Below are 13,240 nucleotides of genomic sequence, written 5' to 3' on the forward strand. Positions count from 1 at the left end.
TCTTGTGGCACCTGAGTGCCGAGCAGCATTCAACGAAACCGTGCAGGCCGGGTGTGATCCGCGCAAGAGGGCATCCGGCGCACGGCCGGTCGGATGGTGCCCAGTATCGGTTGGGTCGGGTGGCAGGTGCCCGTCAGTGGCAGGCCGTACGCTGCCACCATGCGCAGAGGAGCGATCACGCAGGGATCCGTACTCAAGGCCATCGCGGAGTACGACGAGTTGGGGCAGGCTACGTTCCTGGCGAAGTATGGCTTTGGCGAGGCTCGCTCGTACGTTGTAGTGCACGAGGGGCGGGAGTACGACTCCAAAGCCATAGCCGGCGTGGCACACCAGTGGGATCAGGGGCGAGCCCTCAGGCCTGATGAGTTCAGCGGAGGCAGGGAGCACGCCGCGGAGTGGCTGAAGCGGGCAGGCTTCCACGTCAAGGCCGTCAAGAACCCTGACTGGACTCGGGACGAAATTATCATCGCCTGTCAGCTTGTGATGGAGAACGGATGGAAGGGGCTGGACGCTCAGGACGCCAGGGTGGTCGAGCTGTCTGGCCTGCTCCAGTTGTTTCCCGTTCACGCCGAGGGGGAGCGCAACGAGAAGTTCCGCAACCCGAACGGAGTGGCGCGCAAGACGTTCGATATCGCCACGCGGCATCCGGAGTACCGGGGCAAGCCAACCAACGGTGGCGCCCTGGACGTTGCGGTGCTGAGGGAGTTTCTCGACCGTCCCGATGAGATGACCGGGGTGGCTCGACTCATTCGGCAGGGCATCGCGACCGGCGAGCTGCAGGGCCTTGCCCCGACCGAGGACGAGGAGTTCGACGACTACAGCGCTCCTGAGGGGCGGCTCCTCATGCGCCGGCACCAGGCCCGCGAGCGGAACAAGAGCTTGCGGAGGAAGAAGATTGCCTCTGTGGTTCAGCGCGGTGGACGGCTTGCGTGTGAGGCGTGTGGGTTCGACTTCGAGGAGGTCTACGGCGAGCGCGGTGCCGGGTACATCGAGTGCCATCACGTCGTGCCGTTGCACGAAGCAGGCGAGGGGCGGACCAGGCTTAGCGACCTCGCCCTCATATGTGCCAACTGCCACCGTATGATCCACCGGCGTGCGCCATGGCCGACCCCTTCGGAGCTGCGCGCTTCCATCGAGCGGAAGCATGCAGCTGACAGGCGTGCCGCGGAAATCATTGCCCGGCCACGCAGGGCGGCTGACGAGCAGAGGCTGAATCTGTGATCTGACATCCACCGCTGACGTCAACGTCGCTGTGTGGAGGCAGTGCCGCAGGACTGCGGATGGCAGCCATAGCCAAGGTCGCCAGGATGCTCAGCCGCCATCGGGCGAACGTACAGAGCAGATGTCAGCGGTTCGAAACCGTCCGCGCGCACCGGTGCGAAGGCCCTTGTCGCTCTTCGCATCTCCTCGCTGCGGGGGCCTTTGACGGCAGCGGCTGACGGCAGTGTCTTTCGGCACGGCGTCGGCGGAGCACCCGGCCCGTGTGCCCCATCGCCTCGCGCCGACATACGTCGGAGACGGTGGTGCAGATGTTCACGGTGACGGCGATCTGCGAGGGCCCCAGGGGCGGACCACCAGTGCTTCGAGCCCGATGGCGCTACAGGACGGCATCGACTCCATCGGGGCGATCGAAGCCCCACTGCAGGTCGCGCTCCAAGCCGCTGCCCCCGGCCTCGGCGCTCGCCCTCATGTACTCGACCAAGCAAGGAGGAAGGTCATGGACCCGCTCATATACGCTGCTGGCGCTGCTCGGCTCTCACCGGTGGGAGAATGCGTGTTCCTCCTGCTCATGGGAGCGTTTTCCGGTCTCGTCGGCTGGGGACTCGTGCTCAACAGGACAGGGTTCGGCGAGTCCATGGTCCAGTACGGGAACCAGATGCAGGGCGACTTCCGGGAATCGTGCGGAAGGAGCCGCGAGGTCACGCCAGGAGAGGACAGGGCGAGGCGCTTGATCGTCAAGAGCGTCGGATGGGTCTTCGCCGTAGTGGGGCCGGTGCTCGTCGTCGCCGGAGTCGCCCGCCTGATCGTCCGGTGAGAAGACGTCAGACGACTGTCGGCCGATCGGCCTGTCCACCGGCCTGACTCAGGTCGGGGGCACTCGCTGCGGTGTTGTGTTCACGTACATCGATCGCAGTCAGCTTGAGGCGTGCGCCCCGCCCCTGCGGTGGAACCTGGCGGCAGCCGCCGCGCGGGGCGCCTGTCCGACCCCCGGTCTAGAGTGGGGTGCAGGTTGCGATCCGCACACAACGGGGGATTCTCATGGCGCTCTTCGGCAACGCACACACCGTCGATCCCGCCCAGGCCCAGCAGGAGTACGCGCGGCTCCTCGGGCACGGGGAGCAGGTCCAGGCGGCGTTCCAGTTGATCCGGGACACGATCCTGTTCACCGACCGGCGTCTGCTGCTGGTGGACAAGCAGGGGATCACCGGCCGGAAGACGGAGTACCACTCCGTCCCGTACCGCAGCATCACCCACTTCGCGGTGGAGACCGCGGGCACCTTCGATCTCGACGCCGAGCTGAAGATCTGGCTCTCCGGAAGCTCGGTGCCGATCGAGAAGACCTTCACCAAGGGCGTGGACATCTACGAGGTGCAGGCGATACTCACGCAGTTCGTGGCCCGGTGATCCGGTGATCCGGTGGTCCGGTGGTCCGGTGACGTCGTGACCCGGTGACCTGACCGGGTCGCCGGTGCGCGCGGCCGGGGCCCGGGCGGGAGCCCCGGCGGGCGTCAGCGGAGCACACCGTGCCGGTGGCGGACGGGCGGGACGTCGAAGTCGTCATGCCCGTCGGCCGCTTCCCGGACGGCCCGGTCCAGGGGGCCGTCGAGAGAGCGGGCCACCCCGAGCAGCAGGCGAAGGCGGTCGCGGCAGCGCGCGCGGGCGCGCCGCTCCTCGATGCCCGCCTCGGCCGAGATGCCCCGGTCGTTCCGGGAGCGCAGGAGGGTGCGGACCTCGACGGTGCGGAGCACCGTCGCCGGTCGTACGCGGACGCCCCGCCGTTCGGCCTCCTCGGCGGCGTGTGTGCTGAAGCGCAGGTCGCGCAGCACGACGCGGCGCCAGGGCCGGTGGCCCGGCGGGACGGTTCCGGCGCGACGGCTGCGGATGTGGTGGGCGGTACGTGCCACGGGTGCTCCCTGGTCGAGGAGCCGCCGGGGATCTCCCGGCGGACCTAGCGGAAGCCGGAGGGGCCGTGGGCCCGCTGCTGTCGATGCGTCATGGAGGGCACTCTACGACCTGTTGCTCCGTCAATGCCGCTCGTGGGCGGACTGGTTGTCGGTCCCTCGCCGCGGCGGGCCGGCCTGGCCCCGGCTCGGTCGGACGGATGGCTTGTCCCGTCGGGTGGGGCAGAGGCTCAGCCCGGTGGCCGCCGACGCAGGGCCGGGCGCCGTCGGTCCGGGGCGGTGTCCGCCGCCGGGACCGGACGGCTGCTCCCGGGAGCGCTGCCCGTAGGCCGGCATCCGGTCGGCCCCGGGTCCGGGGTGCGGTCCGGCAGCGTCGAACGTGATGCCGGATTTCCGCCAGCGCGGGCGGTCCGAGGCGCGAGAGAGTCGGCGACGGCTCGTGGTTCGGCTCGCGGGTCCCGTCCGTCCGGCCGCTTCCCGTGAAAGGCACCGCGTATGCACGTCGTCCCCGGTCTCAAGGTCCTCTACTTCGGCACTCCCGTGGTGCTGGTCAGCTCGCTCAACGAGGACGGGACGGCCAACCTCGCGCCGATGTCCTCGGCGTGGTGGCTGGGCATGTCGTGCATGCTCGGTCTCGGCGACAACGCCCAGACGACCGCCAACCTGCTGCGGGAAGGCGAGTGCGTGCTCAACCTGCCCTCGTCGGCGATGGTCGGCGCCGTCGACCGGATCGCGCTCACCACCGGGAAGCCGGACATCGTGGACTTCAAGAGGCGGCAGGGCTACCGGTACGAGCCGGACAAGTTCTCGGCCGCAGGTCTGACCGAGCAGGCGGCGGACCTGGTCCGGGCCCCCAGGGTCGCCGAGTGCCCGGTCCAGCTGGAGTGCCGGGTGGTCTCGGCCCATCCCTTCGGCGTCCCCGAGCCGCACGCCACCGCCTTCGAGGTCGAGGTCCTGCGCGCCCATGTCGAAGAGGACCTGGTCATCCCCGGGACGCACTACGTGGACCCGCTCGGCTGGGACCCGCTCATCATGAAGTTCTGCGAGTTCTTCGGCGGCGGACGCACCGTGCACCCGTCGAGGCTCGCCGAGGGCTGGGACATGCCGCACCGGCGTCCCTCGGCCGTCTCCTGAGGAGGCGCCCCGGCGACGCCCCGGCCGCAGCTCCCGGGGCAGGCGCGCTCGGGCGTGCCTGTGCGACCGCCCCGGGACGCCCAGGCCCGGGGGCCGAGGCGGCTGCGGGTGCGTCCGGCAGTGGTCGGCGCCGGGCTCCGGAGGGGCCCACCCCACCGGTTCCACCGCCGTCGGCGACGCGGCAGCCCCGGGACCGCCCCTGCACCGCCGTCACCAGCCCAGCCCGTCGGGCTCCCCGCCCCGGTTGCCGCGTCGTGCGCGGGACCGCCGAGCTGTCGGCAGCACGGCAACCGGACTGCGGAACGGAGGTGTCCGGAGCCCCGGGCACCCGCGCCCGGGCGCGGCTGCCCGGGGCTCCGGCACGGCGGCTAGGCGTCGTCCGCCTCCAGGTCGCCCTCGGTCTCCAGGTACACCTGCCGCAGCGCGGCGAGGACCTCCGCGTCCGGCTTCTCCCACATGCCGCGGGACTCCGCCTCCAGCAGCCGCTCCGCGATGCCGTGCAGCGCCCAGGGGTTGGCCTCCTGGAGGAAGGCGCGGTTCTCCGGGTCCAGCACGTAGGTCTCGGTCAGCTTGTCGTACATCCAGTCCGCCACCACGCCGGTCGTGGCGTCGTAGCCGAACAGGTAGTCCACGGTGGCGGCCAGCTCGAAGGCCCCCTTGTAGCCGTGGCGCCGCATCGCCTCGATCCAGCGGGGGTTGACCACACGGGCCCGGAACACCCGGGAGGTCTCCTCCACCAGGGTGCGGGTGCGGACCGTCTCCGGGCGGGTGGAGTCGCCGATGTACGCCTCCGGGGCGGTGCCCCGCAGTGCGCGCACCGTGGCCACCATGCCGCCGTGGTACTGGAAGTAGTCGTCCGAGTCGGCGATGTCGTGCTCGCGGGTGTCCGTGTTCTTCGCCGCCACGGCGATCCGCCGGTACGCCGTCTCCATCTCCGTCCGGGCCTGGCGCCCGTCCAGCCCGCGGCCGTAGGCGTAGCCGCCCCACACGGTGTAGACCTCGGCGAGGTCGGCGTCGGTGCGCCAGTCCCGCGAGTCGATCAGCTGGAGCAGCCCCGCGCCGTAGGTGCCCGGCCGGGAGCCGAAGATGCGGGTGGTGGCGCGGCGCTCGTCCCCGTGCTCGGCCAGGTCGGCCTGCGCGTGGGCGCGGACGTGGTTGTCCCCGGCCGGCTCGTCCAGCGAGGCGGCGAGGCGGACGGCGTCGTCGAGCAGGCCGATGACGTGCGGGAAGGCGTCACGGAAGAAGCCCGAGATGCGCAGTGTGACGTCGATCCGCGGACGTCCCAGCTCCTCCAGCGGCACGGCCTCCACACCGGTGACCCGGCGCGAGGCGTCGTCCCACACCGGACGGACGCCGAGCAGGGCCAGCGCCTCGGCCACGTCGTCGCCGGCCGTGCGCATCGCACTGGTGCCCCACAGCGAGAGGCCCACCGAGACGGGCCACTCCCCGTTGTCCTCCCGGTAGCGGGTGAGCAGCGACTCGGCGAGCGCCTGACCGGTCTCCCAGGCGAGGCGCGAGGGCACCGCCTTGGGGTCGACGGAGTAGAAGTTCCGCCCCGTGGGCAGCACGTTGACCAGTCCGCGCAGCGGCGAGCCGGACGGGCCCGCGGGGACGAAGCCGCCGTCGAGCGCGTGGACGGCGTGGGTGAGCTCGTCCGTGGTGCGGGACAGGCGGGGCACGACCTCGGTCGCGGCGAACCGCAGCACCGCCGCGACCTCCTCGCCGTGCTCGGAGGGGACCGCCGACGGGTCCCAGCCGGCCGCCTCCAGCGCCTCGACCAGCTCCCGCGCCCGGGCCTCCGCCTCGTCGGCGGTGGTGCGCGTGGCCGCCGACTCGTCCAGCCCGAGGGCCTCCCGCAGGCCCGGCAGGGCCGCGGTGCCGCCCCAGATCTGCCGCGCCCGCAGGATGGAGAGCACCAGGTTGACCCGCTCGGGGCCGGTCGGGGCGGAGCCGAGCACATGCAGTCCGTCGCGGATCTGCGCGTCCTTCACCTCGCACAGCCAGCCGTCGACGTGCAGCAGGAAGTCGTCGAAGCCGTCGTCGTCGGGGCGGTCGTCCATGCCGAGGTCGTGGTCGAGCCGGGCGGCCTGGATCAGCGTCCAGATCTGGGCCCGGATCGCGGGCAGCTTGGCCGGGTCCATCGAGCTGATCTGCGCGTACTCGTCCAGCAGTTGCTCCAGGCGCGCGATGTCGCCGTAGGAGTCGGCGCGCGCCATCGGCGGCACCAGGTGGTCCACGAGCGTCGCGTGGACCCGGCGCTTGGCCTGGGTGCCCTCGCCCGGGTCGTTGACCAGGAAGGGGTACACCAGCGGCAGATCGCCGAGCGCGGCGTCCGGCGCGCAGGCGGCGGAGAGCCCCGCGTTCTTGCCGGGCAGCCACTCCAGGTTGCCGTGCTTGCCCAGGTGGATCATGGCGTCGGCGCCGAAACCGCCGTCGTCCGCACGTGCGGCGATCCAGCGGTAGGCGGCCAGGTAGTGGTGGGAGGGCGGCAGATCGGGGTCGTGGTAGATCGCGATCGGGTTCTCGCCGAAGCCGCGCGGCGGCTGGATGAGGACGAGCAGGTTGCCGCGGCGCAGGGCCGCCAGCACGATGTCGCCCTCGGGGTTGCGCGAGCGGTCCAGGAACATCTCGCCGGGCGCGGGCCCCCAGTGCTCCTCCACGGCCTCGCGCAGCGCGGCGGGCAGGGCGGCGTACCAGCGCCGGTAGTCCGCGGCCGGGATCCGGACCGGGTTGCGGGCCAGCTGCTCCTCGGTGAGCCACTCCTGGTCGTGTCCTCCGGCCTCGATCAGGGCGCGGATCAGCTCGTCGCCGTCGCCGGAGGACAGGCCCGGGATCTCGTCGGCCGGGCCGAAGTCGTAGCCCTCGTCGATCAGTCGGCGCAGCAGCGCCACCGCGGAGGCCGGGGTGTCCAGGCCGACCGCGTTGCCGATGCGGGAGTGCTTGGTCGGGTACGCGGAGAGCACCAGCGCGATGCGCTTGTCGGCGTTGGCGAGGGTGCGCAGCCGGGCGTGGCGCACGGCGATGCCGGCGACCCGGGCCGCGCGCTCGGCGTCGGGGACGTAGGCGGGAAGGCCGTCGGCGTCGATCTCCTTGAAGGAGAACGGCACCGTGATCAGCCGGCCGTCGAACTCGGGCACGGCCACCTGCGTGGCGGCGTCCAGCGGGGAGAGGCCCTCGTCGTTCTCCTCCCACGCCGCGCGGGAGCCGGTCAGGCACAGCGCCTGGAGCACGGGGACGTCCAGGTCGGCCAGCGCCCCCGCGTCCCAGGACTCGTCGTCCCCGCCCGCCGAGGCCTCGGCGGGCCGGGTGCCGCCCGCGGCGAGGACGGTGGTCACCAGCGCGTCGGCCTCGCGCAGCTGCTCCAGCAGCTCGGTCTCGGGGGTGCGCAGGGAGGCGACGTACAGCGGCAGGGCACGGCCTCCCGCCTCCTCGACCGCGGAGCAGAGGGCGTCCACGAAGGCGGTGTTCCCGCTCATGTGGTGGGCGCGGTAGTAGAGCACGGCGATCCGCGGTCCCGAAGGGTTCTCCCGGCGGACGGTCCGCTCCAGCCGCCCCCACGAGGGAGCGGCCGCGGGCGGCTCGAAGCCGTGGCCGGTGAGCAGCACGGTGTCGGAGAGGAACCGGGCCAGCTGCTCCAGGTTGGCGGGGCCGCCGTGGGCGAGGTAGGCGTGGGCCTCCGCGGCGATGCCGATGGGGACGGTGGACGCCTCCATCAGCTGTGCGTCCGGGGCCTGTTCGCCGGTCAGGACGACGACCGGGCGGTCCTGGGCGAGCAGCAGGTCGACGCCCTCCTGCCAGGCGCGCAGTCCGCCGAGGAGCCGGACGACGACCAGGTCCGTGCCCTGGAGGAGGGCGGGCAGGTCGTCGAGGTGCAGACGGGCGGGGTTGGCGAAGCGGTACGCCACCGGGCCTGCCGCGGCGCGCGCGCTGAGCAGGTCGGTGTCGGACGTCGACAGGAGCAGGACGGTGGTGTGCTGCGTCGGTTCCTGGGACGGAAGCTGCATGCGACGGCTGGCCTTCCTCGGGGTTTCCGCGCCCCGGGCGGTGGAGGACGGCGGGAGTTCCTGACTCGCCCGGCAGGGGCCGGGCTCACAGTGGCGGGACCGCGCCGGAATCTCACCGGGCTTCCTCCCCTGGCGCCGTCATCGGCGGTGACGGGCCGTCTGGCCCGCCGAGGAGCATAGTAAGGGCCGTCACCGCTCCGGGACGAGGTGGCCCGGGGCGGCGTCGGTATGCTCACCGCCATGCCTCCACCCCCCGCCAACCACCTGAATCGGGACGAAACTCCCGTACGGGAGCGCGGTGATGCCTGTCCCGGCGCGTTGCGGCTGCACACGGCGGACGACGGGGCACTGGCGCGCGTGCGCCTCCCGGCCGGTGTGCTCACCGCCCGCCAGGCGCACTCCCTCGCCGAGGCCGCCGAGCGGCTCGGCGACGGCGCCCTGCACCTCACCTCGCGCGGCAACCTCCAGCTCAGGGGGCTCGGAGCCGCCTGCGGCGGACCGCTCGCGGAGCTGCTGCACGGTGCGGGGCTGCTGCCCGCTCCGCGTCACGAGCGGGTGCGCAACATCGTCGCCTCGCCGTTCAGCGGGCTGGACGGTCGCGGAACCCGTGACGTCCAGCCCCTCGCACGGGAACTGGACGCCCTGCTGTGCGCGAGCGAGCGGGCCGCGGCGCTGTCCGGCCGCTTCCTGTTCGCCCTCGACGACGGGCGCGGGGACATGGCGGGGCTCGGCGCGGACGTGACGCTGCGCGCGGCGGCCGTCGAGGACGCGCACCCCGGCGCGCCCGCGGACCGGGAGGCGGCCGTGGTGGTCGCGGGCGGGGCGGCGGTCCGCGTGCCGTGCGCCGACGGCCCCCGCACCATGCTCCTCGCCGCCGAGGCCTTCCTCGACGCCGCGGAGGCGAGCGGGACCCGTGCCTGGCGGGTCGCCGAACTCCCGCCCGGCCGCGGCCCCTCGACCTCCGCACTGCTGGACCGCGCCGCGGCCGCCGGGATCGCTGCCGAAGCCGCCCCGGCACCCCGGCCCGGCCCCGCGGTGCCCCCGCCGGCTCCGGGCCACCGCCCGCCCTCCGCAGGCCGCGCGGCCTCCGGCGGCGCCCCGCCGGGCGCCGCCTACGTCCTCGCCCCGCTGGGGCGGCTGACCGCCGCCCAGTGGCGCGCCGCGGCCGACCTGGCCGACCGCCGGGGCACCGGGGAGCTGCGGGCCACCCCGTGGCGCGGCCTGGTCCTGCCCGGCCTCCCGGCCCGGTTCCTGCCCGCACTCGCCGAGGCCGGGCTCGTCACCGACCCGGCCTCCCCCTGGTACGGGACCGGCGCCTGCATCGGACGCCCCGGCTGCGCGAAGGCCCTCTCCGACGTCCGCGCCGACGCCACCGCGGCGGTCTCGGGCACCCCAGGCGGGGGCCCGCCGGGGGAGCTGCCCGTGTACTGGTCCGGCTGCGAGCGGCGCTGCGGCCACCCGCACGGCGCCCGCATCGACGTCGTCGCCACCGGCGACGGGCGCTACGACCTGACCGTGGCGGGCGGGACCGGGCCGCAGCCTTCCCCCGCCGACCACCCGGACCCCCCGGCCGCCGCCCTGCCCGGCCTCGACCCCGGGCGGCTGGCCGCCGCCCTCGCGGCGGTACGCTCCGCCCCGGCCCACCACCGACCCTCCACCACGAAGTGAGCGAGAGCACCGTGTTCGACTACGAGAAGGACGGAGCGGAGATCTACCGCCGGTCCTTTGCCACGATCCGCGCCGAGGCGGACCTCCAGGCGCTGCCCGCCGAGGTGTCGCAGGTCGCGGTCCGCATGATCCACGCGTGCGGCATGGTCGACCTCGTCCGCGACCTCGCCTACTCCCCGGAGGTCGTCCTGCGGGCGAGGGAGGCGCTGCGGGCCGGGGCCCCGATCCTGTGCGACGCGCAGATGGTCGCCAGCGGCATCACCCGCAAGCGGCTCCCGGCGGACAACGAGGTGCTCTGCACCCTCTCCGACCCCTCCGTCCCCGAGCTCGCCCGGAGCCTGGGCACCACCCGCTCCGCGGCCGCGCTGGAGCTCTGGCGCGGGAGTCTCGATGGCGCCGTGGTCGCCGTCGGGAACGCGCCGACCGCCCTCTTCCGCCTCCTGGAGATGGTCGCCGAGGGCGCGCCCCGGCCGGCCGCCGTGATCGGCGCCCCCGTGGGCTTCATCGGCGCCGCCGAGTCCAAGGACGCCCTCGCCGCCTCCCCGCTCGCCCTGGAGCACCTGGTGGTGCGCGGGCGCCGCGGCGGCAGCGCGATGGCCGCCGCCGCCGTCAACGCGATCGCGAGCGAGGCGGAATGAGCATGCGGAGCACCCCGTCCGAGCCCGGCACGACCGGGACGACCGGCACCCCGTCCGAGCCGGGCACGACCGGGACGACCGGCACCCCGTCCGAGCCCGGCACGACCCGCACCGCGGGCACCCCGTCCGCGCCCGCGACCGCGCACACCCCCGGCGCGCCCGCGCCCGCGGCCGCCCCGCGCACCGGCCGCCTCTACGGCGTCGGGCTCGGCCCCGGCGACCCGGAGCTGATGACCCTGCGCGCCGCCCGGGCCATCGCCGAGGCCGACGTCGTCGCCTACCACTGCGCCCGCCACGGACGCTCCATCGCCCGCTCGATCGCCGCCCCCCACCTGCGCCCCGAGCACATCGAGGAGCGCCTGATGTACCCGGTCACGGTGGAGACCACCGACCATCCGGGCGGCTACCGGGGCGCCCTCGACGACTTCTACGAGGAGGCCGCCGCCCGGCTGGCGGCCCATCTGGACGCCGGCCGCACCGTCGCGGTGCTGGCCGAGGGCGACCCGTTCTTCTACGGCTCCTACCAGCACATGCACAAGCGGCTCGCGCACCGCTACCCGACGGAGGTGATACCCGGTGTCACCTCGGTCAGCGCCGCGGCCGCCCGCCTGGGCACCCCGCTGTGCGAGGCGGAGGAGGTGCTGACCGTCATCCCCGGCACCCTGCCCGAGGAGGAGCTGGCCGCGCGGCTGGCCGCCACCGACTCGGCCGTCGTGATGAAGCTCGGCCGCACCTTCCCCGCCGTGCGGGCGGCGCTGGAGACCTCGGGGAGGCTGGCGGAGGCCCGCTACGTCGAACGCGCCACCATGCCCGGCGAGCGCACCGGGCCCCTGGCCGACGTCGACCCGGGGTCCGTGCCGTACTTCTCGGTGGCCGTGGTGCCCAGCAGGATCGCCACCCCGCGGCCCCCGGCCGCCCGGGGCGAGGTCGCGGTGGTCGGCACCGGTCCCGCGGGGCCCCTGTGGCTCACCCCGGAGACCCGCCGTGCCCTGGCCGACGCCGACGAACTCGTCGGCTACACCACGTACCTCGACCGGGTGCCGGTGCGCCCGGGCCAGACCAGGCACGGATCAGACAACCGGGTCGAGTCCGAGCGCGCCGAGTTCGCGCTCGACCTGGCGCGCCGGGGACGGCGGGTGGCCGTGGTGTCCGGCGGCGACCCCGGGGTCTTCGCCATGGCGACGGCGGTGCTGGAGGCGGCCTCGCAGGACGCCTACCGGGACGTGCCCGTCCGGGTGCTGCCCGGGGTCACCGCGGCCAACGCGGCCGCCGCACGGGCGGGCGCACCGCTCGGCCACGACTACGCGGTCGTCTCGCTCTCCGACCGGCTCAAGCCCTGGGAGGTCATCGCGGAGCGCCTGCGCGCGGCGGCCGCCGCGGACCTGGTGCTCGCGCTCTACAACCCGGGCTCCCGCAGCCGCACCTGGCAGGTCGGCAAGGCGCGCGAGCTGCTGCTGGAGCACCGCGCCCCGGACACCCCGGTCGTCCTCGGCAGGGACGTCGGCGGCCCGGAGGAGCGCGTGCGGATCGTCCGCCTCGGCGAACTGGACCCCGCCCTGGTCGACATGCGCACCATCCTGCTCGTCGGGTCCTCCCAGACCCGGGCCGTGCGGCGCGGCGACGGTGGCGAGGAGATCGTCTGGACCCCGCGCCGCTACCCGGAGTAGGACCCCGCGGCCCGGGCGGTGCCGTCCGGCGGCGGGCACGGCGCGCCGCCGGGCCGCCGCGCCGCTGCCCGGAGCAGGGTCCCGCGCCGCTGCCCGGAGCGGGCGGCGGGGCCTGGAGCGGGCGGCGGGGGCCGGAGGGGAGCCCCGCCCGGCCTGCTCCCGGAGCGGGGCGCCTCAGCCTCGGCCGAGGACCTCCCGGGCCCAGGCGGCCGCCTCCGGCGGTCCCGGGACCACCTCCACCCCCTCCGGCACCGGCGGCCGGCGCACGATGACCACGGGCACGCCCGCCTCCCGGGCGGCGGCCAGCTTCGGCGCCGTCGCCGCGCCCCCGCTGTCCTTGGTGACCAGGACGTCGATCCGGTGGCGGGCCAGCACCTCCCGCTCGCCGTCCAGGGTGAACGGCCCCCGGTCCAGCAGCAGCCGCATCCGCGGTGGGCGGTCCCCCTCCGGGGGGTCCACGGAGCGGACCAGGAACCAGGCCGCGTCCACGGAGGCGAACGCGGCCAGGCCCATGCGCCCGGTGGTCAGGAACACCCTGCCGCCGAGCCCGGGGACGGCCCGCGCCGCCTCCTCCAGGGACCCGACCGGGTGCCAGTCGTCCCCCTCGGCCGGGGCCCAGCCGGGCCGGCGCAGCCCCAGCAGGGGAACATGGGCCTCGGCGGCGGCCCGGGCCGCATGGAAGCTGATCGCACTCGCGAAAGGATGGGTGGCGTCGATGACCGCGTCCACGGCGTGCTCACGGAGCCAGTCGGCCAGACCGGCGGGCCCGCCGAACCCGCCGATGCGCACCTCGCCCGGTGGCGTGCGGGGTGCGGCGACCCGCCCCGCCAGGCTGCTGGTGACCCGCACCCCGCCCGTGTGCAGCAGCTCCGCCAGGCGGCGGCCCTCACCCGTGCCGCCGAGCACCAGGACGTGCCCCGGCCGCCCCGGCCGCCGTGCGCCGGGGACCGGGTCCGGGGCCGGGTGCGGGCTCGGGTCCTGCCGTGCCTCCGTCGGCATCGGATCCC

Annotated in this window: 10 protein-coding genes and 1 riboswitch; of the genes, 7 read left to right on the forward strand and 3 right to left on the reverse strand. The window is 74.5% G+C overall.

All coding sequences use genetic code 11. The annotated features are described in order from the left end of the window. Positions 1-159 precede the first annotated feature (159 nt). The 3 genes from ACGF15_RS22915 to ACGF15_RS22925 all read left to right on the forward strand — a co-directional run bounded on the left by ACGF15_RS22915 (position 160) and on the right by ACGF15_RS22925 (position 2,625). On the forward strand, positions 160-1,221 hold the full coding sequence (locus ACGF15_RS22915) for an HNH endonuclease (RefSeq protein WP_362606814.1): 1,062 nt from the start codon (positions 160-162) through the stop codon (positions 1,219-1,221). A gap of 496 nt (positions 1,222-1,717) precedes the next feature. Continuing rightward, the gene (locus ACGF15_RS22920) at positions 1,718-2,035 is read left to right on the forward strand and encodes a hypothetical protein (protein ID WP_362606811.1); all 318 of its coding nucleotides are present in this window, start codon (positions 1,718-1,720) and stop codon (positions 2,033-2,035) included. Between the two features lie 224 nt (positions 2,036-2,259). After that, positions 2,260-2,625: a PH domain-containing protein gene (locus ACGF15_RS22925; protein WP_256523863.1), complete on the forward strand. Its 366-nt coding sequence runs from the start codon at positions 2,260-2,262 to the stop codon at positions 2,623-2,625. 104 nt (positions 2,626-2,729) lie between these two features. Here ACGF15_RS22925 and ACGF15_RS22930 read toward each other — a convergent pair whose 3' ends face one another. After that, positions 2,730-3,125, reverse strand: a complete 396-nt coding sequence (locus ACGF15_RS22930) for a hypothetical protein (RefSeq protein WP_392801479.1) — start codon at positions 3,123-3,125, stop codon at positions 2,730-2,732. A 492-nt stretch (positions 3,126-3,617) separates the two neighbouring features. On the opposite strand from ACGF15_RS22930, the gene ACGF15_RS22935 reads away from it, so the two are divergent. After that, positions 3,618-4,256 carry a flavin reductase family protein gene (locus ACGF15_RS22935; protein WP_392801482.1) on the forward strand — a complete coding sequence of 213 codons (639 nt, stop codon included), beginning with the start codon at positions 3,618-3,620 and terminating at the stop codon, positions 4,254-4,256. Positions 4,257-4,624: 368 nt separating this feature from the next. On the opposite strand, the gene cobN is transcribed toward ACGF15_RS22935, so the two are convergent. Continuing rightward, positions 4,625-8,260, reverse strand: coding sequence for a cobaltochelatase subunit CobN (cobN, locus tag ACGF15_RS22940; RefSeq protein ID WP_362606801.1), 3,636 nt, complete (start codon positions 8,258-8,260; stop codon positions 4,625-4,627). Positions 8,261-8,314: 54 nt separating this feature from the next. Beyond that, a riboswitch (cobalamin riboswitch) is annotated at positions 8,315-8,387 on the reverse strand. A gap of 113 nt (positions 8,388-8,500) precedes the next feature. Here cobN and ACGF15_RS22945 point away from each other — a divergent pair. The 3 genes from ACGF15_RS22945 to ACGF15_RS22955 are packed head-to-tail and all read left to right on the forward strand — an operon-like array spanning position 8,501 to position 12,233. Then, a complete protein-coding gene (locus tag ACGF15_RS22945) occupies positions 8,501-9,928 on the forward strand; it encodes a cobalamin biosynthesis protein CobG (protein ID WP_392801485.1) in 1,428 nt (475 codons plus the stop codon). Continuing rightward, the gene (locus tag ACGF15_RS22950; protein ID WP_345610178.1) at positions 9,925-10,566 is read left to right on the forward strand and encodes a precorrin-8X methylmutase; all 642 of its coding nucleotides are present in this window, start codon (positions 9,925-9,927) and stop codon (positions 10,564-10,566) included. Before ACGF15_RS22945 ends, ACGF15_RS22950 begins: the two co-directional genes overlap by 4 nt. Before the next feature lie 2 nt (positions 10,567-10,568). Then, entirely contained in the window at positions 10,569-12,233 is a 1,665-nt protein-coding gene (locus ACGF15_RS22955) for a precorrin-2 C(20)-methyltransferase (protein WP_392801488.1), read from the forward strand. Between the two features lie 174 nt (positions 12,234-12,407). Here the strand turns inward: ACGF15_RS22955 and ACGF15_RS22960 are convergent, their stop codons facing one another. Next, on the reverse strand, positions 12,408-13,232 hold the full coding sequence (locus tag ACGF15_RS22960) for a cobalt-precorrin-6A reductase (protein WP_392801491.1): 825 nt from the start codon (positions 13,230-13,232) through the stop codon (positions 12,408-12,410). Positions 13,233-13,240 lie beyond the last annotated feature (8 nt).

Origin of the sequence: Streptomyces sp. NPDC048001 (assembly GCF_043203115.1) — a bacterium.
Lineage (GTDB): Bacteria > Actinomycetota > Actinomycetes > Streptomycetales > Streptomycetaceae > Streptomyces > Streptomyces sanyensis.